The organism is Vibrio sp. J383 (assembly GCF_023503985.1).
Lineage (GTDB): Bacteria > Pseudomonadota > Gammaproteobacteria > Enterobacterales > Vibrionaceae > Vibrio > Vibrio splendidus.
Genome location: NZ_CP097293.1, coordinates 2,039,118 through 2,064,006, shown reverse-complemented (window position 1 = coordinate 2,064,006; position 24,889 = coordinate 2,039,118). Strand labels below are relative to the sequence as shown.

Below are 24,889 nucleotides of genomic sequence, written 5' to 3'. Positions count from 1 at the left end.
GCTTCCTAGCTCTTTAGTTTCCAAGTACTAAACGCCAACACTCGGTTGGCGTTTTTCTTTTATAAAGCCCCAATTATTAATCCCACTTTCGATTTCCCGAAGCGCCACGATTCAAATAGCCATTCACTCGTATCTTGTTTTGATTCCCATTTTGAGAAACGAAAACATCCCTGGAACCATTAACCATAAGCCACTGAAATATAATAATTATTTAATTGGCATAACTCCTGCAATCTCCTTGTGTAGTCAAACGTTTTAAAGAAGTTACTTCAATAGAAACGTCAGAAAAGCGAAACAAGAATTATAAAGGCAGGGTCCAAATTATGAATAACCAGATAACAAAGCATGGCAAGAAGATCATACACGTTGTTCAACACCTTGCCCCAGGCGGATTAGAAACCCTAACGTTAGATTTGCTGCGCCTTGCCAAACCAACAGACCAAGTGTTGATCGTCAGTTTAGAAGGCACGAAAGCAGAATCCATCGCAAACTGGCCGAAGCTGAAGCCTTACCACAACCAAATTGTGTTTTTAGATAAAGAGCCCGGTGTTCAATTCAACATCATCATAAAACTCATCAAAGCATTTAGAGGAATTCGCCCTGATGTTGTTCATACCCATCACATAGGCCCATTACTGTACGCAGGCTATGCCGCTCGTGTATCAGGGGTTCCTACTCGAATTCATACCGAGCATGATGCTTGGCATTTGAAAAATAACAAACGTCGTCGCTTACAAGCATTGGCGTTAAAAGCTGCCCAACCTACATTAGTAGCCGACGCGACGCGTGTTTACAACCAACTGCGCTCTGCCTTTGCATATAACAATATCATCACGATTAAAAACGGTGTGGATTGCGAAAAGTTCAAACCGATGTCAAAAGTAGACGCGAGAGCAATACTTGATCTACCAACCGATAAACACATCGTAGGTTGTGCGGGACGTTTAGAACACGTGAAAGGTCAAGACCAACTGATTAAAGCGCTTAGCTTACTTCCTACTAACACCGTTGTCGCATTGGCTGGTGATGGTTCAAAACGCAAGCAACTGGAACAACTCACTGACCGCTTGAATTTGAGCGACCGTGTGATCTTTCTTGGCTTAATTGAAGACATGACTTCTTTTTACGGCGCGTTAGACACCTTCTGTCTACCTTCTCGTCATGAGGGGTTGCCACTTTCTACACTAGAAGCTCAGGCGTGCAACATCCCTACCGTCGCGATGAATGTAGGAGCTGTCGATGAAACCTTATGTCCAGTCAGCGGCGCCCTCGTCAAAAGCGGCAGCATTGTGGGGTTAGCTAGTGCGCTATTAGAAAAGCAAAATGAACGCTTTTTGTCACCTCGTCGTTACGTACTCGAAAACTTCGACATTGTAAAAATGGTTGCCTCTTACAACGATATCTCAAAAGGAGTTTGCGCATGATCGACTGGTTGCTTGCAGGACTTTGCTTATTCTCTGGTGCGCTGATTGTCTACCATCACGCTGCCTATCCACTGTTACTGCGTTGGTATGCGAAAAGTCACCCGGCGCGTCAGATTGAAGAGAGCCATCGTTGTTATAAAGACGAACAACAAGATTGCACACTACCCACCATTACCATTCTTGTGCCAGCATTTAACGAAGGGCAGTGGATCGCCGATAAAGTTCGTAACCTTGCTTCATTAGATTACCCAGAAAAGAAGCTACAAGTGATTATTGCTTGTGATGGCTGCACTGATAACACGGTAGAAATCGCCGAAATGACGATTCAAGAAGCGATGTGCAGCGATATCTATTTCGAGATACATGACCACAAGACCAACCGAGGAAAAGTTGCGGTTATCAATGAAGAAGTGACAAGTATAAAAAGCGATATCACGGCGCTAAGTGATGTATCAGCCCTTATTTCATTGGATGCATTGCTTATTGCAGCTGCTCATTTTGAAAGTGACAAGGTTGGCGTTGTTAATGCTACCTATCAACTATGCCCAACGGGCAACGAAGGTGAAAACGCGTACTGGCAGTATCAAACCGCCGTTAAAGAGTCTGAGGCTTCATTAGGTTCGAGCTTGGGTTCTCATGGCGCGTTCTACTTGTTTAGAACCCATTTGTTTGAACTACTGCCTCTAAACACCATCAACGATGACTTCATCTTGCCAATGCAAATCGTTAAACAAGGTTACATTGCAGAATACGAAACACAAATGGTGGCACTGGAGCTAGAAGAATCAAACCTAGAAACTGACTTCAAAAGAAGACTTCGTATTTCAGCGGGCAACATGCAACAAGCGATTCGATTGTTTGGCTTGTTCAGCCCGAAGTTCAAAGGTATCGCATTTGCGTTCTTCTCTGGAAAAGGACTCCGCCTACTTACTCCATATTTAATGATTGTGTGCTTAGTGTGCTCAATCTTACTTAGCAACTACTTGGTATTTGAAGCACTGTTATGGACTCAAGTTGCCGTTTATACCATTGGCGTACTTGGCTGCATCTTGCCAAAGCGTCTAGTAAACAAACCTATTTCATTAATCTCTTATTTGATAGTTGGACACTATGCCAACTTCATTGGTGGCATTCGTTACCTAATCGGACTAGAAAACTCACCTTGGACACGAGCGAATCATTAAGGACTTATTATGATGAACATTGAACAGCTATCTACTCAAAACCTATACCAATACAAAATCTCGCGAGCTAAACGTACTTTCGATTTCGTGAGCTCACTGGTTGCTTTGATTTTGTTAGCACCGGTATTTCCATTGATTGCGATGGCCATAGCGCTTACTTCTCGTGGCCCTATTTTCTACCGTCAACTGCGTGTTGGTAAATCCACACCTGAGAAAATGGCAATCTTTGAAATTATGAAGTTTCGTAGTATGTATGAAGATGCAGAAACTCGCTCTGGTGCCGTTTGGGCAACGGCGAATGACCCAAGAATTACGCCAGTTGGCCGTTTCTTAAGAAAGACACGTCTTGATGAGCTTCCACAACTTTTTAACGTGTTAAAAGGCGAAATGTCTCTTATTGGTCCACGCCCTGAACGCCCTACTTTTTACACCAAACTAGAGAACGAAATCCCTTACTTTGCTGACCGTACATACGGCGTAATGCCTGGTATTACGGGGCTTGCACAAGTAAATCAAGGTTATGATACCTGTATTGATGATGTACGTCGTAAAGTGGGCTTTGACCACAGTTACGCATTAAGCCTATGTTCTGTTAAGTCTTGGATTGCCGCTGACCTCGCCATCATTTCTAAAACTATTATTGTGATGGTCGACGGTCGAGGTCGTTAAACTGATATGTTGTGAGGTGAAAGAACAAGCTGCCTAGTCCAAGGTGAAAAATAGAGCAGTCTGTCCCATGCGAACACAAAGCCAGCTTTGATAATGATTTATCGGCTGGCTTTTTATTGCTTCAAAACAAGCCAAATTAAAGAACGCTTCGATTTTAAAATCCAATTGGTATACGATGCCAACATACTGTTCTAAAAACGATTAAATGCCGTTGTTATGAAAATCGAAGATCTTAAGCTGTTTACCACCGTTGTCGAACTGGGTAGTTTTACTGCCGCTGCCAATGCACTTGACCTTCCCCGTGCTAATGTTAGCCGAAGAATTAACGACCTTGAGAAGTCTCTTGGCATTCAACTGTTCTTTAGAACCACACGAAGCCTCTCCTTAACCAAATCTGGCGAGCTCTATTACAAAGAACTACTCAATGCATTAAGTGCGCTCGACAAAGCGAACCATATCGCCTCCAACCTATCAGAAGTTGCACACGGACAAGTTAAGATTGGCCTGTTGCCAGAAACCAGCGACATCATGCAGTCGACTCTGTTTAAATTCCAAGATATGTACCCGAAAATTGAGCTTGATATTCGTACGATCAGCAATGGTTTTGTCGACATGTACCGTCAAGGGTTAGACCTCGCCATGCATGGTGGTACGTTGAGCGATGCTAATGTGGTTGCTCGTAAAGTGATGGTTCTCCAACGTGTTTTTGTCGCAAGCCCTGAGTTTCTAGAGAAACAAGGCAAGCCCTCAAACCTAAGAGAGCTCTCCAATTACCCATTTGTTTGCTTCAGGTGGCCAAGTGGTGACATCGATAAACAATGGGACATCAAAGATCACACCATCAAAGTTGAACCTTCGGTCGTCAGCGACAGCATTGGGTTCGTGAAAGGCGGTGTAATTCGACATAGAGGCATCGCGTTGTTACCAGAACTCTTGGTACGACAGCAACTCAAAGACGGCACCTTGATTAACCTGTTCCCCGACGAGAATCTTCAAGAAGAAGAAGCATGGCTACTCTACCCTCAACGCAAAGCGCTGAGTCATTCTGCTCAACTTTTGATTGATTTTCTATTACAAGAACTTCCAAATCTTTAGTTATTGTAACGAATATCATGACAGTGTTTCACGTGAAGACTAGATTATCTAAACAAGACTGAAAGATAGAATTACTCCATAAATTGACAGGAGTAATCCATGAAGCCTATATCTCAACATTCATCTGTTTTGCAGCGTTCGTCTATCTTTCAGCAGACACCTATCTTCAAATACACAGTCATGGCACTAAGCCTAACCGCTCTGTTTGGCTGTAATGACTCTGAGGCGACGATAGCTCAAAAACAAACGCGCCCGATTCAAGTTATCCAACTTGAGCCTCTCTCTCATCAAGTTGAAAAATCGTTCACAGGCAAATTGCAGTCATCAGAAACCGCTGGCGTCGCGTTTCGTGTGCCTGGCACTATTCAAAAAATGATGGTCTCGATTGGTGATTCAGTAAAGAAAGGCCAACCGTTGGCACAACTCGACCCGCACGATTACCAAGTGGCATTGGAAGAGTTACAAGCGCGAGCGCTCGAAGCGAAATCTGCACACAAATTAGCGAAATCCGAACTTGTACGAGTAAAACAAGCCATCGCTGATAATGCGATTGCCGATGTTAACCTAGACCGTGCAATCAGCGGTTATGAACGAAGTGAAGCGGCGGTTAAAGTCGTAGAACAGAACATACGCCGTGCGAAAGATTCGATTCGTTATACCAAGTTGCTCGCACCCTTCGACGGCGTTGTAGCGGCATCGAACTTCGATCAGTTTGAGCAAGTTCTGCCGGGCATTTCGGTTTTCACTATCCACAACCCTGAACAGCTTGAAGTTAAAATCCAAGTCCCAGAAAACTTGATTCATGAGTTCCAATCGAATCAAACCGCTGTTATCAATTGGTATGGTTCAGAGGAAAAGCTAATTGGGTACACCGCTGAAATTGCCACGTCACCTCACCTTATCAAGCAAACCTACGCGGTTACCTACCATGTAGAAACAACCGGCAAGTCAGTGTTACCGGGAAAAGCCGTCACACTGACAACTCAACTTGGCGAAGCTAGCAGCAATTTTTGTTTACCGTATTCAGCGTTGGTGAATCAATCTGGCATCGAGCAAGTGTTCACGGTTAAGAACGAGCAAGCTCATAGCGTGACTGTGGACGTGGTTTCGATGTCCCAAAATACCGTATGTGTTGAATCAACGCTCAACGATGGTGATTTCGTCGTGGTGAGTGGTGCTCAGTACGTCATGGAAGGCCAACACTTCTCCGATATTCAAGTTAAGAGTCTGTAGGTAAATCATGATGAATCTAGCTGATTTTGCGATCAAACAACGCACCTTCATCCTGTTTTTCACTGCATTGAGTGTTATCGCAGGCCTGTTTTCTTACTTTGATCTTGGCAAGCTCGAAGATCCAAGCTTCACCATCAAAACGGCCGTCGTAGTAACGCTCTACCCCGGTGCTTCTGCGGAAGAAGTGGAACAGCAAGTTACTGATACCGTCGAAACCAAACTGCAAGAGATGGGATCATTAAACCGACTTCGTTCACTGTCTCGTCCGGGTATGTCGATGGTGTTTGTTGACCTTAAAGAGTCTCTTAATTCAAACGCACTTCCACAAGAGTGGGACTTGTTGCGTCGTAAAGTGTCAGACATGAAGCTGTTACTGCCTTCAACTGCACAGATCAGTGTCGTACAAGACGAGTTTTCTGAAGTCTACGGCATGCTTTTCTCTATCCACAGTAAGGATGCTTCGCCTGCTGAGCTAAGACGTTACGCAGAAGAACTCCAACGCAGAATTAAAACCATCGATGGTATTAAGAAGATCGAATTACACGGCGTTCAGCCACGCGTTGTTCATATCGACATCCCAGATGAAAGGTTAGCGCAATACGGCCTATCTATCACACAAGTTTGGTCGCAGCTGAATACGCAAAACATGGCCTTCGATGCCGGTAAGTTTTCAGCAGGAACTGAACGAATCCGAGTTCAACAGTCGAGTGAGTTTGGTTCATTAGACGACATCAAAAACCTGATGATCAAAGGCGGCGTGAGTGAATTAGGAACCAGCTTAATCCGCTTAGGCGATATTGCAGACGTCACAATGGGCTACCAAGAGCCAATGATGACAGAGAACCGCTACAACGGCGTACCAGCAGTCACATTAGCGATGAGCCCAGTCACCGGCGTAAACGTGGTATCACTTGGTGATGAAATCAATCAAATCGTCAGCGATTTTCAAGCAACCCTGCCGTTAGGTGTTGATATCGCGACAGTTGCTAACCAGCCGGAAGAAGTTCAGAAATCGATCGACAACTTCGTAAGTAACTTGCTAGAGAGTGTCGCGATTGTATTCATCGTCCTGTCTATATTCATGGGGCTAAAAAGCGCAACCATTGTCGGCTCAAGCTTACTGCTGACTATCTTGCTGACACTTATCTACATGAACATCGCTTCAATCGATTTACACCGAGTTTCGCTAGGTACGTTCATTCTTGCGCTCGGCATGTTGGTTGATAATGCCATTGTCATCACCGATATGATGATTGTGAAAATCAATAAAGGCGTCGATCGCACCAAAGCCGCGATTGATTCTGTTAAAGAGACCGCTACACCACTCTTTGGCGCGACAGTCATTGCTATCATGGGTGCGAGCCCTGTTATCTTTTCAAAAACCGATGCCGCTGAGTTCGCAAGCTCAGTATTCCTAATTATCGCCTCTTCACTGTTGTTGTCATGGTTTGTCGCAATGACCTTCACAGCTTTGATGTGTTGGTTCTTCATCAAGCCAACTAAGCAAGCTGACAACACCAAAGTGAGCTTATACCGTAAGAGCGTAAACTGGACGGTAGATAACCCACTCAAAGCACTGACGGGACTTATTCCGCTGATCTTGGTCACTGCATTGGCTATCCCGAATATTGCCGTTAACTTTATTCCACAAGCCGACAGGCCCATTCTGTTCTTAGATTACTGGCTGCCAAATGGCGCCAAGGTTGAACAGACCTCAGAAGACATGAAGCGTATCGAACAATGGTTGTTAGAGCAGCCGGAAGTCGAGAGTATTTCAACGTACATTGGTGCTGGCGCTCCACGTTTCTCAGTGACCATTGAGCCAGAACCGTTTGACTCTGCTTACGGTCAGATCTTGATTAACGCGACCGATTTCCCGTCACTCAGCCCGTTGATTGCGCGTGGCGACAAATGGTTAATGGAAGAGTTTCCAAACGCCGATCCTCGCTTTAGAAGCTTAAAGCTTGCGACTTCGGATAAATTCAGTGTTGAAGCGCGTTTTTCAGGCCCAGATATCGAGGTACTGCACGGCTTATCTGAACAAGCGAAAGCTATCTTTGCTCGACACCCAGACACCAAGTACGTGCGTGACGACTGGCGTCAAAAGAGCAAAGTGCTAGAACCTGTCATCAACCAAGACAAGATGCGTCTTGCAGGCATTAACCGTGCAGATATTGCATTCGCGATGAAACGCGCGTCAGAAGGCATGCCGCTGGGTCGTATGAACTTAAACGACGAACTGGTGACGATTCAACTGCGTGGTACAGAAAGCTCTATTCAATCGCTAGAAACTTTGCCGGTACGTTCTTTATTGGGCATCCACAGCGTTCCACTAGGTCAAGTCATTGACGGGTTTGAGCTTACCAGCGAAGAGACCATGATTTGGCGTCGCGACCGAGTAAAAACCATCACAGCACAAGCTGGCGTTGGTCGCTACACCACACCTGCAGCAGTGAGAGACTCAGTTAAAGAACAAATAGAATCCATTCACCTTCCACACGGTTACCACTTGGAATGGGGTGGCGAATATTACGACGAGCATAAAGCGGTCAGCGATATTCTTAAACAGCTACCTAAAGCGATGTTGTTGATGGTGATCATCCTAGTTGCGATGTTTAACGGCTTCAAACAGCCAGTGATCATCTTCACCACCCTACCGCTTGCGGCGACGGGTGCAACGTTCAGCTTGTTGCTGTTGGATAAACCGTTCGGCTTCATGGCGCTGATTGGCGCGGTAACCTTGACCGGTATGATCATCAAGAACGGCATCGTGTTGATGGACCAGATCGAGCTTGAACGTAAAGACGGTCGCTCACTGTCTGATGCAATCAAAGAAGCAACCGTGAACCGCACAATGGCGATCTCGATGGGTGCACTAACCACGGCTCTTGGCATGATCCCGCTGCTTAGTGACCTGCTGTTTGACCAGATGGCAGCAACCATTATCGGTGGTTTGGCTGCGGCAACCGTGTTGTCTCTGTTTGTGATGCCTGCGCTGTATAAACTTTTCTATCGAACTGAAGAGAAAAAGACAGTGGCTGAAGCCATTAAAGATGCTGTAGTTGTACTCGATGCAACGCCTCAGTCTACAAACATCGGCACTCCAACCTCATTCAACAAGGAGCAATAAACATGTACCCATTAACTAAGTTTAAAGTGGCTCCTATTGCTCTCGCCTTGTTGCTGACAGGTTGTGCGGTTGGCCCTGATTACGATGAACCACAAACGACCATGGCTGAGAGCTTCTTATATAGCCAAGGTGATGTGAACCAAGACGGAGTGAGCCAAAACGAACAGCACAATCATTGGTGGACGCAGTTTAATGATCCAACGCTCAATCAGTTAGTGGCTGATGTTCAAAGCCAGAACATCCCACTTAAACTGGCCGCCGAGCGAATCAACATGGCGAACTCATACAAAAGCGTTGTTGAATCATTCAAAGTCCCGACCATCAATGTCGGCGGTGGTTATTACAACTACCAACTGAGTGAAAACGACTCCCTACTCGGCCCGGTATTTGGCGCCTCTGATGCGGTTGAATCAGCAACGGGGATGTCGTTGCTGGAAGCGCAACACGATGGCGGGTTCTTAGGTGCAAGCATCGCATGGGAAATGGACTTGTTTGGACGTATCGATAAGCAATCCAACGCGGCAACAATTCGAGTGGAACAAGCCGAGATATTCCAATCGGGTTTGAATACCTTGATCACTGCCGATGTCATTCACAACTACCTGCAATATCGTGGCGCTCAAGAGCGAAAAGCGATCGCACTAGAGAACATTTCCGACCAAAAGCAGACTTTAGAACTGGTCACCAAAGTTGTTCGCAGCGGCTATGGCTCGGAGTTAGATCTTGCTCAAGCCAAAGCCATGCTTGCCGCGACTGAATCCATTGTTCCTCAACTTGAAATCGCAGAGCAAGTTCACAAACAACGTATGGCAGTGTTGTTAGGCGAATCACTTACGAGCGTGAACCAACGTTTAGCGGGTGAATTTACGTTACCGAGAATGAAGGATGTGATTCCTACAGGCTTACCTTCTGACTTGTTAGAACAACGCCCAGACATCCGAATTGCAGAACGCGAAATGGCAGCCATTAACGAAGAACTCGGCGCAAGCATTGCCAATCGCTATCCAAAATTCTTCCTAACGGGTACGCCAGGAGTGACAGCCGGAAGTTTTGATGATCTGTTCAGTAGCGATTCATTCGGCTGGGCGGCATCTGCAGGCATAAGTTGGAATGTATTCGATGGTGGCCGAGGCGAAGCCATGGTGGAAATGAACGAAGCAAGGTTCCGTTCTGCAGCGCTTAACTACCAACATTCGGTAGACAGCGCCTTTGCGGAAGTCGATTCAAGCTTGTTTGCCTATGGCCGTAGCCAAGAAAACCAACAGCGCATAGATGAAGCCACCCGCGCCGTCGATAACGCAGTGAGCAAGGCAAAGTCGCTATACAAAGCGGGCCTAGTCGATTACTTATCGGTGTTAGACGCACAAAGACAACAAAAAGCGATGCAAGATCGCCAAGTAGCCGCCAAGCTTCAAACCGCCAACACCACGATTGCGGTGTATAAAGCGTTAGGTGGCGATTGGAAAGTCGCTAATGAAACGCAGAGTGTCGAATTAGCCCACGTTAACTAGACTCTCTGTTCTCAGCTGAACGATGCAATAAGCATGATAATAAATACCGCCGTTGATTACGGCGGTATTTTTGTTACTGAAAGTCGCTGTAGCAATTGTGCACTTATGTTTAACGGATACGTACCTTTCCAATTGGGTTTAAACGACTAAATCGGTATTTAGGGTAATAGATCCAAAACAGTTCTTCGTTCTTAGAGTCTTGAGCTATCAATAACTCAACCTCGCCAGAGTTAATAACAATACGTACTTTACTTTTTGACAAAGGTTTCGTTCTATTCATCGTTACGTAGTTACTACTTCTCAAAGAATCTAACAATTTAGATTCTTCAAACTCCTCATGAGCCTCCACAACGAAACTCGACACGCTCAGCTCTTCAGCTAGGATCTTTCGGATTTGATACTTCTGAGAGAGAAACAGAACGATACTTATTGCTGCGACTCCACTTAATAGAATCAACGCTTTTATATTTTTACGCCAGACCCCAACAAAAAGTGCTGAAAGTAAGCTTACAATAAAAACTAAGGAGGTAACCGTAAACCAAATATCTAAATAATCGCCCATAATTACCCTATTCACCTCAACCTAGTTTAAGTACCCCTGATCATGTCTTCCATGACGAAAGTGAACTATTTTCGCGACAATCTGTGACTAGGAATTAGACGCTTCGTTGCTGTCTGTATCTACGGTTTTGATCAGAGGACCAGCGCACTCGACAAAATCACCGATATCGAAAGTATCTGGCGCATCGGCTCCGCCCGTCACACCAAAACTGCCTTTCACCGCTGGATCCTTCTCAGTCTTATCTACGTCTAAAATGATCTCTACTTTATACGTGTGACCATCAGGAAGGAGTTTGGCACACTCTTCCAGTGTTGAAGCGCTAGCACTCATGCTGAAACCGAATAAACACACCGCAAGTACACTACTTTTCATTTTCAACATCATAAAACCTCTCGAAGACTATAGAAACATCATACCAATAATCGACTCATCTTCACGGGAATTGCCATAAAACATCTAAAAAAACATAACCTTGGTTATCTATGAACGCTATTTTGGCGCTTCTGACTCCGTAAAGTTGGTTTTAAAAGTGAAGGCATACGGCGTATCACCGATTTCTCTGAGGTGTTCAAGTCGCTCTATCGCTTCTTCGAGTGTGGGAATATGGTCTTCTTCAATCCACCAAAGCACATAAGTATCTTCAGGTAATCGATGAAACCAGTCACCCTTTCGGCGCATAAAATCACGGTGATGTGTGCGGAACATGAAGTTCTTTAACGAATCCACAGAGTCCCAAACCGACATATTCACAATCATATTAGGATCATCGAAAGCTTGGATATTGGTGGCGTCACCAGATTCATCTTTCAGACGCCAAACAAACCCTTCACTGCTTTCTGCGATTCCATTAACCAGCTCTAAGTTATCGACAAACTCTTTGATTTCCGGCGCATCTAACGGGTATTTAGCCAGAGCGATATTTAACTGAGCTAATTTCATAATGTTTCTTCCTTGATAAATTATGAGTAGAAAATTTCAAACGCACCGACTGATACTAAGACAACTAAAGAACCGTCACGCCTTCAACTTCAATTACTGAGTTAACATTAGCGCGCTCGATTATCTTGATCAGCGTCGTTTGGATTAGCTCATTATCTCGGATTTCGGTTTCGCAAGAAAAACGCTCTTCTTGGACACCATCGCTCTCACCCAGCATAAATTGAACTGCGACTTCCGTTGCGAGATCTTTGGTCGTCCCGTAATACGCTAACGTGATTTTTGGGTATCCGTTGTCGCCTTTTTTAACCTGCTTCGCGATACGTTTTTTAGCTTTATCTAAATTCATACAACTTCCTTTTAAGGCTGAAACTAAAATGAACAAACGTCTGATATTTCTTAGCTTTACTATAAAGCATTACCACAGTCACTACATGATTTAATGGATGACAATCCGCTTTTTCTTACGTTAGTTTTTCCACAAGAACCACAAAATTTCAGAGAGTGGATATTGTAAATAGACATTAAAGTAACCATCGGAACCCAGACCAACAATTCTGCCCCATTACCACCAGACCAATAGATAAAACCAATCGAGAAGATACCAAAAACAACAGCCTGTAAAGTCCACAATGTTTGTTTGTACTTTGCATTTTTGATAATAAAAAACGTAAAAAAGCCGATTAAACTACTGATAACACCATAAACCGCAAATCCTATAAAGGCTTCTTATTGATTCATAATTTTCCCTGTCCACCTATCACTTTACAGTCCGAGCAACGCCACTAACCTAAACCATAAGACGGTAAATACTAACCTAACATTAAACGAGAAGTGCCAAGCCTCGTAAATCAGTGGTAGGCACATTTCAAAATTCTAACCACATTAAATTAAGCAGCCAACAACACATAAGAATTACGCGCCAAGAAGCAGAAGATGTTTTCGTTGCTGATAAGTTAAGGCAAGCTCTAAGCACTGCTTGATTGGTGCCTTCGGAAGTGGTTCAGTTAGGTTCAAGATGATTGCCCGATTACCTTGGAATGCCAAGGTGCCATCGTGCAATTCTCTGAATGTGTCGATTAACTTCGTTTGACAGTTAAAGAACAAGTAATAGTTGTTTGGTGATTTCAATTTCCAGTCGATTCGAATTGGGCTACCCGTCTTGACGCTGTAACTCGGTTCACCCCATTTCAGAGACTCTTCGACTTCACCTAACTCCAAATCAGAGCAAAGCTCAAAGATTAATGAACGCAACTCTTCAAGCCGAGCTCGAACATCATCAGGATACTCGTCGAAATGTGTTTTCAGTTCCTTGTCCATTCAATCTCCGATTCACTTATTACGATATTAAGGGGCTGCTAGCTCAAACTAAGCTTGGCTATATAACTTGTTAAGTGTCTTGCTGAACCCAAACAACATTTTCATTTGAAGTTGGAATCTCAAACCAAGACCAAAAAAGATCTAACATTTCAGGCGTCATTTCATAAGACTTACCATTCAGTTCCGAGTTACGGTTAAATGCCCTCTCCTTACAAGTCTCAAAGGGAACATCAAGGTAGTGAACTTCTCTGTCCACCCCTAGGTTTGATGCCCAGCTTGTAAAAGAATCTCGGTCAGACTTACGCCAAAAACCAAAGTCAAAAATCACCGGAACACCCAAGGAAAAGAGCTGCATTGCAGAGTCCTTGAATAAACCTTGCAGTGTAGCCAGTCGGCGATCAAAAACTTCACGCTCCATATGCTCGCCATACAAAGGAATCATCCACTCATCAATCGAGAAACGAAAGGCGCCATGCTTTTCTGCAAGCGCTTTAGAGTAAGTCGTCTTACCCGAACCGATAAAGCCACATACGAAATAGATTTTAGTCATGATGCCCCTTTAGTCTGCTTATTACGCATGATTCTTTTTTTTAGAAGTGTACCAATACTGCTAACTACAAACGTAAAAGCAAACGCCACAATTGGTCGATAGAAATCAAACGCACTATCCGTCATAAAAAAGTACTGATGAATGGCAACACCCAAACCAATACCTAATGCCAGCTTCAGATTCTTGAAAATTCGTTGTTTCATGTTCATTCCCTCGTAGAAAGCAACACTATGTATAGGTGTGAGTAACGTTACAAACAGACCTTAAGTAATTGTAATATAAACACTTACCCCCAAAAAAGCCGAAAATAACGCGGTGAGCATCCGTCTTAAATGCAATGTCAGGCTAATTTTTCCTGAAGTTCTTGAAAGCATGTTTGCTCTTGTCGTAAATAAAACTAAGAACCGCACCGACAAAGCCAAATAAACCAAGGTCAATCAGAGCTAGCTTAAGACTGAACGGATCTGAAAACAGGTTATAGGTGAACCCCATTTGCGAACCGATAAATTTGGCTAAAAAAACGGTAGGTACAATCAGAAGTATATTCACGAGTGACCTAAAAATTGACTAAAAGTAGATTTCTACAGCACATACTACTTTTGCTCATTTCTCAGGCAAGGAAATAGGTCTCGATTTATCCTGAAATGGGGATGCAATATGAATTTCCACACGATGAGTCTAGCGCCCTATTCAGGGGGGAGTAACGCAATGCCGAAGGCCCCACATACCACCTTAATCACTAAATCAACGAATAGAGAAAAATGCTACGTGTTGCGAATCACTCTTAAATTTATGGTTATAAGCTAGAAAAAACGCCCAACACATAGTGCTGAGCGTTTGTGGGTTTTACACTAAATTAATATTTAACTTACTAATTACCTTACTAGTATAAATCTAAGGTTGATTATTTTTTCCATATTTATCCTCTATTAAGATTATTACAATATTTCCTTAATTAATTAAAAATAAATATTTCCTTATACAATATCATCAGGCCGAAACTCTGATAACAACACACCCTCGTAGGTTGTAAAACAGCTAATGCAATTAGGGAATTGGCGAGCATATTCAGAGGCTCTATGAGGGACTTTTTCCAACACATTAACTATTTGCGTCCTTGCTTCAACAACCTATTAAACACTAATTCTTAATCAATTCTAGCCAATAAGAATTATTCATACTATGTTTTTGATTGACAAACCAGCAACATAACCCGAAAAATCTGTTAAGAGTTTGATCTCGCTCACATTCGCTACTGTTAAAAAAATAATAATTGGCTTGTACATCTGCACTTAATAATTTTCTAGCAAGCTTTGACACTCTCGATTTTAAGCCACTGTTTGCTGAACCTTGATTAACAATATGAACATCAATACACTTAATATTAACCTTGTGTTTTTCTCTAAATACTTTTTGTAACAGGCTATTTGTTATCGCATAATTAACTGATTTTACTTTTTTTCCGTCTTCGCAATGATCAAAAAGATATGCAGGGATACTAACCGATAAGAAAAAACCATTCTCGCTTAAAGTTTTGATTGCGCCTACAATATTGTGTTTCATTTCGTCTGGTACTTTTTTGAAAGATCCGGGGAACCCTTCTCCCCCAAAAAAATCAACGTATTCAGATAATACGTCATAAGCTATATCAATATCCCTTACACTCAGAACCATCCCTGTAATATTCTGGTGATTTGGCGTTTGTTTTACAATATCCGGCGAAGGCAACCATAGAATTGTATCAAACTTGTCATAGTAACCGCCGTAATCGCTATCTTCGTCGGTAAATATCTCTTCAGATATTTCGACCCCCTGAATTTCCATATTAGTATACAGTGAGTCGAAAAATTGAGTTCTATTATTGCTTAAAGATTGAGCAACTTTTTCAACTAAGATTTTTTTTTACCGCTTTCGCTTAGCTTAACGCTAGAGAAATCTACCATAACATATTGAGATTGCGCTGTGTTTACATACCATTCATCAGAAGACTCAGAATATAAAAAATTCTTCGGTGTTACCTTAGAACCGTCAATATCAACCTCAAGAATCGAAAATTCATTTTTCCACTCACCACCGGTATAGGCTGCTCCACACTTGAAACTTGCGAGTGCCTGACCATTGTTATTGGCACTATTTGAACCCTCAGCATCATGAACATGACCAGACATCAAAAAGTGACAACTAGCTTTCTGTTTTAATAAAGTATCTACACGTTCTTGGTTCCACTTACTTAACCAACCACCATCCAATGGATGGTGCATCATGCAGATATTTAAGCCCTTATTATCTCTAGACTTCTCTAAACATGTATTAAGTTGATCAAGGTCTACACATAGATTCCCTACATCATCATTGTCACAAGATAACAACGCTGAGTTTGCCATGACAAAATTGATGTTTAAGTCGTTATGCAGTTCAGTGACCAAGTTCACGTGTTTACCCCACAAACTGATAACCCATGAATTTTTATTACTGAACTCTTCATGCCAATCTAAGAATGTTCTTAGTGAACAAAAAGAATCCTCTTCCTTGCTTAAGAACATGTCGAGTAATTTTTTGTTCGTAGAAGCGCCTCTCGCAGAAAGAACGTTAGCGGAACTCCTATCAATATCGTGATTTCCCGGGCAAATAATCATTTTTGCGTCTGGGTTATTCATAGCTAAAAAAACACGTTCTAGCCATTCTCCCGCGAGCTTATACTCACTAGTCAAAGCATGATTAGCCAAATCTCCTGTAAAAACACAATAGTGGATTGGCTTCTCGTAATTTTCGATGGCTTTAACCAAAGCTTTTGTAATCTGACTTTGTGTCGCAGTGGATTCATTTTCTTTGAAATGAACATCTGATATATGCAGAATATTCATAGATGGAGTGTTCATGCAGTACCCAGTCTAGCTTATAACAAATGCAACTAATTGCTCTGCTGTGAAGATATCAGTTATCTGTATGTATTTCAATATAATAGGTCAATTAGCGGGTGCATCCCAATTTTAATTTCTAACGAATAATATGGATTCCCCCTACCGAGGAGCTGCCACACTTATGTGGTGCTCAAATGCATCGGAGGTACCATGTCTGATTGTTCTTATTTCTGCGGTATCGGCTTAGCTAAAAACCTCTTCAGTGTTCATGCAGTAGACTAAAATAGAAAATATACACTCATTGGTGTAGCTCCAATAACACGCGAAAGTGGGCGCTACAAAGGTAAACGTGTGATCCAAGGCGGTCGAGCGCAAGTATGCACAGTGTTATATATGGCAATGATGTCAGCCATGCAATGTAACCCCGTATTCAAAGCAACTTATGCTCGACTTGTAGCTGCCGGAAAGCCTAAGAAAGTCGAAATAATCGCGTGTGTACGAAAGATGGCTGCGACCCTTAACTCTATGCTCAGAGATGGTGCTATGTGAGATGGAAATACATCCAAAAATTGATCATTGACGCCAAAGTCGTTTGTTATATCACTCTAATAGGTACATGGGAGAATCTATCATCAAAGACTCCACCACTTCGAATGCCGCATGTTTCTCAGAAAATGTAGCACCTTCAGACATTCCTCTTAGAATTATGTCTCTCTCATAAGCAGAAACAATCACCGTTGTGAAAATTGCCTCTAGAATAGCGCTTGAAAACTGATATCCACGAGATGTTTTGATGTATTCGAATTCGTATAGTTTAGCAAGCGTCAGAACTTCTTTTACCGCAGAGCCCAGCCTATTTTTCACGTCGAAGCCATTGATAATTGCATAGTCTTTCATTGTTAGTAACGCTGGGTCTTCTTTGTGATCTTGCACTACTACACCAAAATCATCCCAACTTATAAACTCTATTTTCTTCATAATATCTCTTACCTAAATCATGCTGCACTCAGTGATATATCGCCCTGTTAAGGTGTGAGCAACGCAATCCAAAAGCCGCCGAATACCACCTTAAACACAAAACGCAACGCATAGCAAAAATGCCAAGCGTTGCGAATCACTCTTAAACAGATTGTTATGTTCTTATACTAACTTGATTGTCAAACCAGAATTAGGACCATTTGGTAAGCCTAATGCCGTATCTACACCGACATTAACTCTCAAGTCCTCTAGCAACTCCTTTGGAGCAATGACTTGTCCGATTTTTTCTTCAGATGCGCTACGAGCGTTAATAACTTCCTTACCACGATAAACTTGAACCATTTTTCCTTCTTCAATCGCACGTGCGCATAACCCACGACAATAAAAGCGATTAAACTCACCTTCAGCTAATGTCTGCGGAGCCGTATAAGGGACTTTGGCTACAGTAAAACCACCTTTAGGCTTTTTCCTTTGATAGCTATCAACTAATAGTTGGTTTGATTCAATCTTACTTTCCAACCAAGCCTCATCATGCTCAGTAACGGCTTCAAGTAAAAGGTTATCCCATGTATCTTGCAGTCCCTGCTTCAAGAATTTGCTGTAGTAAACGTTCGCATTTTCAAAGTCTACGTTTACTTCGCCACGCATGTAATCACGAGTTGTTGTATCTAGATTTTCGAAGAAAATTGGCACAGTGCATTCCTCATTGTAATTAAGCACACTAATTACATGGGTATAAATTTAGTGCAAATAAAGGGGCAATTCTCAATATTTTACAAAATTAGATGCACATCACATATGTGCGCAATGGAACATAACGCCTGCAATAAGGTGTGCCCCACAAAACCAGCAAAGCGCACCGCCGAGTGTAACGCATCACCTTGATTGCCTTGTTAACTGGCTGTTTCCGTTACCCTTGGATTTGCTTTTGCTTTTGCTTTAGCCAAAAATGAAGGGATATTATTGGCAGCATTTAAACCACCGTCATGCACCGTCCCAAGATCTTTAGGGTCAACATCAGGTGTTGGCCAAATTTTATTGTGTCCGATAAAACGATCCAAATCTAACTTATTAAGTTCTAGGAAGAAATAGTCTTCTGATTCTCCAACAGCAACACCTGCAGCCCAATAAGCAAAAGAACTTGCCACAATATCAGCAACTTGAATCTGTTTATGTTTTTGTGAATCTGCAAATTTCATTGATTTACCTTTTAGAGGTAATCCAAACTTGCGACGATCATATCCAAGTTCAACAGTTTCCTGAGTCCAATCCATAAATTGAGCAAACATTTCACGTTGCTTTTCGATGCTGTGAGAGTCATCGTGAATTAAATGGAAACCTTTAGGATATTGATTACCCCATTGGATACATTGTGCAAACAGAGCAGGGATTGATGGATCTAAAGCTGTTTTATCAATACCCTCGAGTGCGCTATCAATATATTCTTTTGTTTCAATGATTTGGTCTATGTCAGATTTAAAGCCATCACTTGACGATGATGCTTGCACGGACTCAACGCAAGAATAGAAAGACTCTATAGATTCTTCCGTTTGCTCTTTAACCATATCCACAAACAGTTGATACATATTGTCCACTAACTCTTCATCGCAGAACGCTTGGAAGCAATAAAACAGCATATTTGATAGTGCAATATTTTGCCCATTAACATAAAGATCGACACCTTTTAGGTGGAGCATATGCTCAATGAGCAAATCTACAATTTTCGACGTAACCATAAAGCGTTTTGAGAACACATTCATTTTAATACTTTCAGTATTAATCGCAGGGTCACTTAGTAAACGGACGATTCCGTCTTGCCCTGCTTTATTCCGTTTCAACCTCTTAAAATGAAGTTCATTTTCTGCACGAGAGCCAACTAAACCTAAAAGGCGCTCCGCCTCTTTAGTCGAAAGGTCGCAACTAGCTAGGGTAAATACCGGTTGATTTTTGTCTAATAAGTTTGAGCCAGTATTTCCTGATTCATCTAAGAAAATAGAAGGAATCACACTCTGCTTTTTACGTATTGCCTCGGCTTTTTGGTTAGCCGCTTTTTTCGCTTGAACTTTCTTTTGCGTTCTTTTTTGTTTGCTATTTCTGCTCATATTTACTCCTGCCAGTTAACGCCTTGCTAAGTTGCAGCTAACCACCACGATACTCAGGCAAAGCCGCCTTAATCACTATACTCAACCAAACCAAAATCGCCGACTGTTAGCTGTCGACTTGAGCAATTTGTTAAGTTTCTCTTACGATATGCTCATAGAAGACGTCCCGAAGTTCGCAACATGGATCCTCATGTTCCGCAACAGTTACCCAACCGCAGCAATCACAGTAAACCGTATATGATTTACACTTGAGGCATCGACCTACTGAGCCCGTTGAAACCTTACCTAAGTGAGCTACACCTAATCCATGTTCCCAGCAAAGTAACCCTGGAACGGAACGCCCAATTTCATGCGTTCCACTACAATGAGAGCAAATGTCAGAGATTCGTCCATATGAAATCTTGGCAAAAGATGTGCTATAAGCTTGATGCCAATCTAAATGCTCAAGTGTAATTCTATCGCCAAACTCACGAATTCTTTTAGGTACAGAAGATGTGAAGCCACTTGAAGATAACAGCACGCCAAATTTAGCACCAACATCGTTCATCATGCTCATAAAGGATTCGGCAGCTTTTATATCTAACGGCTTATCATAGTGCTTACACTCAACTATTGTCTTAATAGATTCTCGCTCTATCAACGTGTCAATTTGGCGTATTCTTTCAGAGTACACACCTTTAATCCGAGCATCAGCTAACACTGTTACATTCGATTCAGAGCGCTCATCATGTAGAATTTTGGTTGCTAGCCATTCATATTGCCTCCAATCCGGAGCTGCCTTAATTTTCATATAACCTCGACTAGAAACTTAACGCCCGCTTAAGTGGTGAGCAACGCAATGCGATGTTTCTGCAAACCACCTAAATCACTAAAGTTACCGCAAACCAACAATGCTACGCGTTGCGAATCCGCCTTAAAGCGTTTGTATGGATAATAAGCACTCCAATCGGGTAATGTGAGACCCAGGCTTTAGCTGCAACTAAAGCTTTCTATGTAGTAGTTCGTTTAAACGCTGGCTCCTCTATCGAGAGACCGATAACAAACATGAACGCTACATAGGACTTCAAGCATAAACCTCGAATAGTCGACTGGGTCTCGAACCCGCATTACGCAAGCATGAGTTAGCTTATTATGAATACCAAAATCAATCAAAGCATCAACGTTGGAGTTGATACCGGCAAAACACAATTAGACATCCACATCAGGCCACTAGACCTATTTTTCTCAGTAGAGAACAATGATAAAGGCATCAAAAAAGCACTCAAAACGATTAAGAGTCACAGTCCTGAACGAATCGTTATTGAAGCAACAGGCCGATTAGAAATGCCTTTTGTTCTTGCATGTGCAGAGGCTCAATTACCTATTGTCAGAGCAAACCCTGTCCACATAAAACGGTTCGCTGGTGCTATTGGCCGCAGAGCCAAAAATGATCGTTTAGATGCAGAATTGATTGCTCACTATGGAGAAGCAATCAAACCAGCTCTTACTGTCATAAAGCCAAAAAACATACGCCTAATGAGTGACTTAGTCATTCGCCGAAACCAGTTGTTATCCATGCAAACCATGGAAAAGAACCGAATCCAGATACTTCCCGCTTCTCTCCATCCGACTATCAAACCGATGCTAACCACGATAAAAAATCAAATCACCAAGTTAGAAGAAAAGCTCGTTAAACTCATTGAAGATAGCCCTGAATATCAGGCTAAAAACACAATATTGCAGAGCGTCCCTGGAATAGGAAACATTGCCGCTGCATCAATAATTAGCAACGTACCAGAACTTGGCTACATCACAAATAAACAAGCGGCATCACTAATTGGTGTCGCTCCAATAACACGCGAAAGTGGGCGCTACAAAGGTAAGCGCGTGATCCAAGGCGGTCGAGCGCAAGTACGCACAGTGTTATATATGGCAATGATGTCAGCCATGCAATGTAACCCCGTATTCAAAGCAACTTATGCTCGACTTGTAGCTGCCGGAAAGCCTAAGAAAGTCGCAATAATCGCGTGTGTTCGAAAGATGGTTGTGACTCTTAACTCTATGCTGAGAGATGGCGCCATGTGGGATGAAAACACTGCCAAAAATTAATCATTGACGCCATAGTCGTTTGTTAGGCGATGACCACGCGCGATACGGTACACGTTTCTACCCACGGCTCAATATCAAATTCTTCTCTAGGATCCAACACCTCAATTTTACTATTAGCCCATAGGCTCTTGGCACTTTCAACCTGCGGATAAGGATCAATTAAAAGAACGTTTTTGATATTTGAACCAAACTTTTTAAGATACTCCAATAATGCTTGGTCATAAGGGTTAAACGCAAAACCAAAAATAATAATGCTTTGTGATTGAGATAGTATATTTGCCCCTAGATCCCAAACTTCTTTTAGTTCAGCTGGAGGCTCTTTTTCAGGAGCCGGTGGGACAATTAGTGCGTTACCCGCCTTTCCTGGCTTACCGCTAGTATATTTGGTGTCTTTATCCCACGAAAGTGAGCCATGGAGCTTAACCAATGGCGTGTCACCAGTAACTCTTAAATGTGCATTTTGCCATGGAAACTGTGGATTGATTCCTCGGCCTCTTAATTGCTCCCCAACCACGCCATAATTAAAGCCCGATGTTCCAAGTGCACATTCGACAATCGTGTCATAGTTACATGTAATAATGCCGTTTAGATCAAAAACTTTCAGCTTCTCAAAGAATTGTTTTAGGGCAACAATTTTTTCATTTTCTCTAACAACACGCTCGTCAAACATTGCTGCTGAATATGACCCACTAATTCTAGTCATAAATGGTTCTGTAAGGCGTCGATTCACATACCAGATAACTCGACTTTTCCTGTGGCTAGATTTTTCAACGCACCAATGAACAAACTTTTCTGGAGTGCAATCGGGGTTGCTTTCCCTCCACAGAACCCAGTCTTTTTTGATGAGCTCAAGTCTTCTCTCTTCGGCGCCAGAGGTGGTGCCTATATCAAAATCAAACAGATTATTAACTAACGGTAGGTCAAACGCCCATTTCGAAAAGCCCGCACCTAGAAATAAAGTTACCAATGAATCCTCCTCATATCGCCTAACGCTTAAGTATTTATCCGTTGTCGTAGCACAATGGATAAATACCTGTTGGACTTGGCCGCTTCTATCTATGGAATTTGCTTTTTAGGACTGACTTGCGTTCTACTCTTATCATTAAGACCGGTACCCCGTCAGCCGTCCATTTTCCACTTCTAGCCGCCAATTTATCTACAGCGACTATACCCGTTGCATAATATTTTTAAAAGCGAACAATGCCCCTCTCTCGCCATAACACAACGATAATTTTATTCATTATAATCAGACAACTAGGTCAGTCGGTGCTCTGAAACGACTATCCTAGGTCTAATATTGATGCACACGAGTACCATGCTGTTGCTATGGCAGTTCGGACAACAAGGTTTCTCTTTCAGCACTTCCGATTTATCTGCGGGTCGCTCTCGTAAGCTATGCCTAATTTCCGCTATCGCTTTTACCCGTACAGCATTAGCTAAAAAGCCATAGTAGCGTATTCGCATTAGCCCTTTAGGCAACACATGTAAAAGTAAGCGTCGAAGCAACTCGCCCGCATTACAACACATTCTTTGAGTCCCGTTGGTTCGATAATCTTTGTAACTCATCGTGATACGGCCATCCACGTTATAACTTAATTGGTTGGGATTTAACCCGATACGATTGCAATACCGAGATAGATAACCCACTACCGCTGTGGGCTCGTGGAGTACAGGTTTACTGTACACAACCCATCTCTTACTAGCGGCTTCCTCTAATAAATTACTGTGCGTCGCTATCAACTCGCTTACTCGACATAACATCTCTTTCTTAAAGCGAACGGATAAGGCTTTAACCGGAAGCAGGTAACTCTCTTTTCTTGTCGGTTGCCATTGCCGATCTTTTGTAAGCACCCCACTCGGTAGTAAGCAATGAATATGAGTATGTTGACTCAGGTTTCTTCCCCAAGTGTGAAGAACCATTAATGCTCCAAGTTGACCGACAAGATGATGCCGCTCATTAGCAAACGCGCATAATGTTGCCCACACGGAATGAAACAAGCATTGATAAACCACCTTAGGATGCGCTTTAACCAGAGCATTGAACTCGTGCGGTAAGGTAAAAACCATATGATGATAGGCCACAGGTAAAATATCTTGGCTTCGCTTTGTTAACCATTGCTGCCTCATCTGCTCTTGGCAATTGGGGCAATGGCGGTCTCGACAAGAGCAGTACCAACGAGTTTCATGACCACATTGCTGACAACGCCAGTCGTAACTGCCCATACGCTCCGTTCGGCAGTCTCTTAAATGGTTAAGCACTTGCCACTGTCTCGGTGTGACTTTGCTTTTATCAAGCTCTTCTAAGCCTTGTGTTAATATGGCTTGGTAAGGAGATAATGCGTTCATTCGCTCTCCTCCCATAGTTGAGCAACTAAGTCGAACTTACTTCCGTCCGAGCTTTCGTTGTGATGACCTATCCAATGGGTGTACCTCAATGTCGTTTTGATATTCGAATGTCCGAGGTAACGCTGCAGAACATTCAAAGGCATGCCCGATTCAAGCTGATGTGTCGCATAAGCGTGCCTCAAGGCGTGTATTCCTCCTAATTTTCTGACGTTTGCCTCAACTTTCGCTGCTTTGAAGCACTTCTGCAAAGAGCTAATACCCAATGGCTTTTCGGGCTCTAGGCTGGGAAACAGCACTACGGTTGGGTGATAATGACGCCAGTAATTTCGAAGATGATTCAGTTGGCTATCACCCAGTGGAACAAAGCGATCTTTTTTACCTTTACCACAATGAATGTGCAGTCGTTTCGCCGTACCATCAATGTCTTTCACGTACAAGCCTACGACCTCACTGACACGTAGGCCACATCCATAACACATTTCAAGTGCGGTCTGATACTTAAGACTTCGACAATGACTAATGATACTTCTTACTTCCTCGCGATTAAGCAGCTCCGGTATTTTACTGGCGCGTTTAATCGGGGGAACCAGTCGCTCTTCAAATTCTCTATTCAAAACGGCACGATAAAAGAACAAGATGGCATTCAAAGCTTGAGCACAAGTACTACTACTTAAGCTCCGCTCTGTGGTGAGCGTACGTAAATACGCACTAATCTGTTGATCGGTGAGTAAATTGGGGGACAGATCGTAAGTAGTAGATAGATCTTTAACCCAACGTAAATAGCTTGCATGGGTTTTCGGAGAAAAACGGCGAACCGCCATTTCATCGATAAGTTGTTGTCTTAATGGGGTCATGATGTATTCCTTAATCTATGGATACATCATAAGTTTGGTCTATCGG

Annotated in this window: 25 protein-coding genes and 1 pseudogene; 9 read left to right on the top strand and 17 right to left on the bottom strand. The window is 42.7% G+C overall.

Going from position 1 to position 24,889, the window contains the following annotated elements; genetic code table 11:
- Positions 1-323: 323 nt before the first annotated feature.
- The 7 genes from M4S28_RS09440 to M4S28_RS09410 all read left to right on the top strand — a co-directional run bounded on the left by M4S28_RS09440 (position 324) and on the right by M4S28_RS09410 (position 10,246).
- Positions 324-1,424 (top strand): glycosyltransferase, encoded by a 1,101-nt coding sequence (locus M4S28_RS09440; protein WP_249631688.1) that lies wholly within the window; start codon positions 324-326, stop codon positions 1,422-1,424.
- The gene (locus M4S28_RS09435) at positions 1,421-2,608 is read left to right on the top strand and encodes a glycosyltransferase family 2 protein (RefSeq protein ID WP_249631687.1); all 1,188 of its coding nucleotides are present in this window, start codon (positions 1,421-1,423) and stop codon (positions 2,606-2,608) included. Before M4S28_RS09440 ends, M4S28_RS09435 begins: the two co-directional genes overlap by 4 nt.
- 9 nt (positions 2,609-2,617) lie before the next feature.
- On the top strand, positions 2,618-3,277 hold the full coding sequence (locus tag M4S28_RS09430) for a sugar transferase (RefSeq protein WP_249631686.1): 660 nt from the start codon (positions 2,618-2,620) through the stop codon (positions 3,275-3,277).
- A 216-nt stretch (positions 3,278-3,493) separates the two neighbouring features.
- Entirely contained in the window at positions 3,494-4,372 is an 879-nt protein-coding gene (locus M4S28_RS09425; RefSeq protein WP_249631685.1) for a LysR family transcriptional regulator, read from the top strand.
- Positions 4,373-4,471: 99 nt separating this feature from the next.
- Positions 4,472-5,605, top strand: coding sequence for an efflux RND transporter periplasmic adaptor subunit (locus tag M4S28_RS09420; protein WP_249631684.1), 1,134 nt, complete (start codon positions 4,472-4,474; stop codon positions 5,603-5,605).
- Positions 5,606-5,615: 10 nt separating this feature from the next.
- Positions 5,616-8,735, top strand: a complete 3,120-nt coding sequence (locus tag M4S28_RS09415) for an efflux RND transporter permease subunit (protein ID WP_249632726.1) — start codon at positions 5,616-5,618, stop codon at positions 8,733-8,735.
- Between the two features lie 2 nt (positions 8,736-8,737).
- The gene (locus tag M4S28_RS09410; RefSeq protein WP_249631683.1) at positions 8,738-10,246 is read left to right on the top strand and encodes an efflux transporter outer membrane subunit; all 1,509 of its coding nucleotides are present in this window, start codon (positions 8,738-8,740) and stop codon (positions 10,244-10,246) included.
- Between the two features lie 109 nt (positions 10,247-10,355).
- On the opposite strand, the gene M4S28_RS09405 is transcribed toward M4S28_RS09410, so the two are convergent.
- The 10 genes from M4S28_RS09405 to M4S28_RS09355 all read right to left on the bottom strand — a co-directional run bounded on the left by M4S28_RS09405 (position 10,356) and on the right by M4S28_RS09355 (position 16,493).
- Positions 10,356-10,808 (bottom strand): hypothetical protein, encoded by a 453-nt coding sequence (locus M4S28_RS09405; RefSeq protein ID WP_102450167.1) that lies wholly within the window; start codon positions 10,806-10,808, stop codon positions 10,356-10,358.
- An 87-nt stretch (positions 10,809-10,895) separates the two neighbouring features.
- On the bottom strand, positions 10,896-11,192 hold the full coding sequence (locus M4S28_RS09400; protein ID WP_004733817.1) for a hypothetical protein: 297 nt from the start codon (positions 11,190-11,192) through the stop codon (positions 10,896-10,898).
- Between the two features lie 105 nt (positions 11,193-11,297).
- Complete coding sequence (locus M4S28_RS09395) at positions 11,298-11,747, bottom strand: DUF3291 domain-containing protein (protein WP_017080506.1); 450 nt, start codon at positions 11,745-11,747, stop codon at positions 11,298-11,300.
- Positions 11,748-11,811: 64 nt separating this feature from the next.
- Positions 11,812-12,093 carry a hypothetical protein gene (locus M4S28_RS09390; protein WP_249631682.1) on the bottom strand — a complete coding sequence of 94 codons (282 nt, stop codon included), beginning with the start codon at positions 12,091-12,093 and terminating at the stop codon, positions 11,812-11,814.
- Positions 12,094-12,152: 59 nt separating this feature from the next.
- A complete protein-coding gene (locus M4S28_RS09385) occupies positions 12,153-12,464 on the bottom strand; it encodes a hypothetical protein (protein ID WP_249632725.1) in 312 nt (103 codons plus the stop codon).
- A 195-nt stretch (positions 12,465-12,659) separates the two neighbouring features.
- Entirely contained in the window at positions 12,660-13,064 is a 405-nt protein-coding gene (locus M4S28_RS09380) for a DUF1801 domain-containing protein (RefSeq protein ID WP_102464505.1), read from the bottom strand.
- A gap of 70 nt (positions 13,065-13,134) precedes the next feature.
- Positions 13,135-13,614, bottom strand: coding sequence for a P-loop nucleotide/nucleoside kinase family protein (locus M4S28_RS09375; RefSeq protein ID WP_249631681.1), 480 nt, complete (start codon positions 13,612-13,614; stop codon positions 13,135-13,137).
- Positions 13,611-13,817 carry a hypothetical protein gene (locus M4S28_RS09370; protein WP_249631680.1) on the bottom strand — a complete coding sequence of 69 codons (207 nt, stop codon included), beginning with the start codon at positions 13,815-13,817 and terminating at the stop codon, positions 13,611-13,613. The genes M4S28_RS09375 and M4S28_RS09370 overlap by 4 nt, the downstream gene beginning before the upstream one ends.
- Before the next feature lie 937 nt (positions 13,818-14,754).
- Positions 14,755-15,438 carry a hypothetical protein gene (locus M4S28_RS09360; RefSeq protein WP_249631679.1) on the bottom strand — a complete coding sequence of 228 codons (684 nt, stop codon included), beginning with the start codon at positions 15,436-15,438 and terminating at the stop codon, positions 14,755-14,757.
- A 65-nt stretch (positions 15,439-15,503) separates the two neighbouring features.
- On the bottom strand, positions 15,504-16,493 hold the full coding sequence (locus M4S28_RS09355; protein ID WP_249631678.1) for a metallophosphoesterase family protein: 990 nt from the start codon (positions 16,491-16,493) through the stop codon (positions 15,504-15,506).
- Between the two features lie 276 nt (positions 16,494-16,769).
- Here M4S28_RS09355 and M4S28_RS09350 point away from each other — a divergent pair.
- Positions 16,770-17,024: pseudogene (locus M4S28_RS09350) on the top strand (transposase); the annotation flags it as partial.
- A gap of 51 nt (positions 17,025-17,075) precedes the next feature.
- Here the strand turns inward: M4S28_RS09350 and M4S28_RS09345 are convergent.
- The 4 genes from M4S28_RS09345 to M4S28_RS09325 form a co-directional block, all read right to left on the bottom strand.
- The gene (locus M4S28_RS09345; RefSeq protein ID WP_249631677.1) at positions 17,076-17,453 is read right to left on the bottom strand and encodes a hypothetical protein; all 378 of its coding nucleotides are present in this window, start codon (positions 17,451-17,453) and stop codon (positions 17,076-17,078) included.
- 162 nt (positions 17,454-17,615) lie between these two features.
- Complete coding sequence (locus M4S28_RS09335) at positions 17,616-18,146, bottom strand: hypothetical protein (RefSeq protein WP_249631676.1); 531 nt, start codon at positions 18,144-18,146, stop codon at positions 17,616-17,618.
- 200 nt (positions 18,147-18,346) lie between these two features.
- On the bottom strand, positions 18,347-19,555 hold the full coding sequence (locus tag M4S28_RS09330) for a DUF3800 domain-containing protein (protein ID WP_249631675.1): 1,209 nt from the start codon (positions 19,553-19,555) through the stop codon (positions 18,347-18,349).
- A 130-nt stretch (positions 19,556-19,685) separates the two neighbouring features.
- A complete protein-coding gene (locus tag M4S28_RS09325) occupies positions 19,686-20,345 on the bottom strand; it encodes a restriction endonuclease (protein WP_249631674.1) in 660 nt (219 codons plus the stop codon).
- 341 nt (positions 20,346-20,686) lie between these two features.
- Here M4S28_RS09325 and M4S28_RS09320 point away from each other — a divergent pair, with 341 nt between their 5' ends.
- On the top strand, positions 20,687-21,643 hold the full coding sequence (locus M4S28_RS09320; RefSeq protein ID WP_017064050.1) for an IS110 family RNA-guided transposase: 957 nt from the start codon (positions 20,687-20,689) through the stop codon (positions 21,641-21,643).
- A gap of 22 nt (positions 21,644-21,665) precedes the next feature.
- On the opposite strand, the gene M4S28_RS09315 is transcribed toward M4S28_RS09320, so the two are convergent.
- The 3 genes from M4S28_RS09315 to M4S28_RS09305 all read right to left on the bottom strand — a co-directional run bounded on the left by M4S28_RS09315 (position 21,666) and on the right by M4S28_RS09305 (position 24,843).
- Positions 21,666-22,610, bottom strand: coding sequence for an SIR2 family protein (locus M4S28_RS09315; protein WP_249631673.1), 945 nt, complete (start codon positions 22,608-22,610; stop codon positions 21,666-21,668).
- Positions 22,611-22,897: 287 nt separating this feature from the next.
- Positions 22,898-23,989 (bottom strand): IS91 family transposase, encoded by a 1,092-nt coding sequence (locus M4S28_RS09310; RefSeq protein ID WP_249631672.1) that lies wholly within the window; start codon positions 23,987-23,989, stop codon positions 22,898-22,900.
- Positions 23,986-24,843, bottom strand: a complete 858-nt coding sequence (locus tag M4S28_RS09305) for a tyrosine-type recombinase/integrase (RefSeq protein ID WP_249631671.1) — start codon at positions 24,841-24,843, stop codon at positions 23,986-23,988. The genes M4S28_RS09310 and M4S28_RS09305 overlap by 4 nt, the downstream gene beginning before the upstream one ends.
- Positions 24,844-24,889: the final 46 nt, after the last annotated feature.

Coding starts and splice junctions, on each gene's coding strand:
- M4S28_RS09440 (WP_249631688.1), top strand. CDS start 324: ATGAATAACCAGATAACAAAGCATGGCAAGAAGATCATACACGTTGTT.
- M4S28_RS09435 (WP_249631687.1), top strand. CDS start 1,421: ATGATCGACTGGTTGCTTGCAGGACTTTGCTTATTCTCTGGTGCGCTG.
- M4S28_RS09430 (WP_249631686.1), top strand. CDS start 2,618: ATGATGAACATTGAACAGCTATCTACTCAAAACCTATACCAATACAAA.
- M4S28_RS09425 (WP_249631685.1), top strand. CDS start 3,494: ATGAAAATCGAAGATCTTAAGCTGTTTACCACCGTTGTCGAACTGGGT.
- M4S28_RS09420 (WP_249631684.1), top strand. CDS start 4,472: ATGAAGCCTATATCTCAACATTCATCTGTTTTGCAGCGTTCGTCTATC.
- M4S28_RS09415 (WP_249632726.1), top strand. CDS start 5,616: ATGAATCTAGCTGATTTTGCGATCAAACAACGCACCTTCATCCTGTTT.
- M4S28_RS09410 (WP_249631683.1), top strand. CDS start 8,738: ATGTACCCATTAACTAAGTTTAAAGTGGCTCCTATTGCTCTCGCCTTG.
- M4S28_RS09405 (WP_102450167.1), bottom strand. CDS start 10,808: ATGGGCGATTATTTAGATATTTGGTTTACGGTTACCTCCTTAGTTTTT.
- M4S28_RS09400 (WP_004733817.1), bottom strand. CDS start 11,192: ATGATGTTGAAAATGAAAAGTAGTGTACTTGCGGTGTGTTTATTCGGT.
- M4S28_RS09395 (WP_017080506.1), bottom strand. CDS start 11,747: ATGAAATTAGCTCAGTTAAATATCGCTCTGGCTAAATACCCGTTAGAT.
- M4S28_RS09390 (WP_249631682.1), bottom strand. CDS start 12,093: ATGAATTTAGATAAAGCTAAAAAACGTATCGCGAAGCAGGTTAAAAAA.
- M4S28_RS09380 (WP_102464505.1), bottom strand. CDS start 13,064: ATGGACAAGGAACTGAAAACACATTTCGACGAGTATCCTGATGATGTT.
- M4S28_RS09375 (WP_249631681.1), bottom strand. CDS start 13,614: ATGACTAAAATCTATTTCGTATGTGGCTTTATCGGTTCGGGTAAGACG.
- M4S28_RS09370 (WP_249631680.1), bottom strand. CDS start 13,817: ATGAAACAACGAATTTTCAAGAATCTGAAGCTGGCATTAGGTATTGGT.
- M4S28_RS09360 (WP_249631679.1), bottom strand. CDS start 15,438: ATGGAAATTCAGGGGGTCGAAATATCTGAAGAGATATTTACCGACGAA.
- M4S28_RS09355 (WP_249631678.1), bottom strand. CDS start 16,493: ATGAACACTCCATCTATGAATATTCTGCATATATCAGATGTTCATTTC.
- M4S28_RS09345 (WP_249631677.1), bottom strand. CDS start 17,453: ATGAAGAAAATAGAGTTTATAAGTTGGGATGATTTTGGTGTAGTAGTG.
- M4S28_RS09330 (WP_249631675.1), bottom strand. CDS start 19,555: ATGAGCAGAAATAGCAAACAAAAAAGAACGCAAAAGAAAGTTCAAGCG.
- M4S28_RS09325 (WP_249631674.1), bottom strand. CDS start 20,345: ATGAAAATTAAGGCAGCTCCGGATTGGAGGCAATATGAATGGCTAGCA.
- M4S28_RS09320 (WP_017064050.1), top strand. CDS start 20,687: ATGAATACCAAAATCAATCAAAGCATCAACGTTGGAGTTGATACCGGC.
- M4S28_RS09310 (WP_249631672.1), bottom strand. CDS start 23,989: ATGAACGCATTATCTCCTTACCAAGCCATATTAACACAAGGCTTAGAA.
- M4S28_RS09305 (WP_249631671.1), bottom strand. CDS start 24,843: ATGACCCCATTAAGACAACAACTTATCGATGAAATGGCGGTTCGCCGT.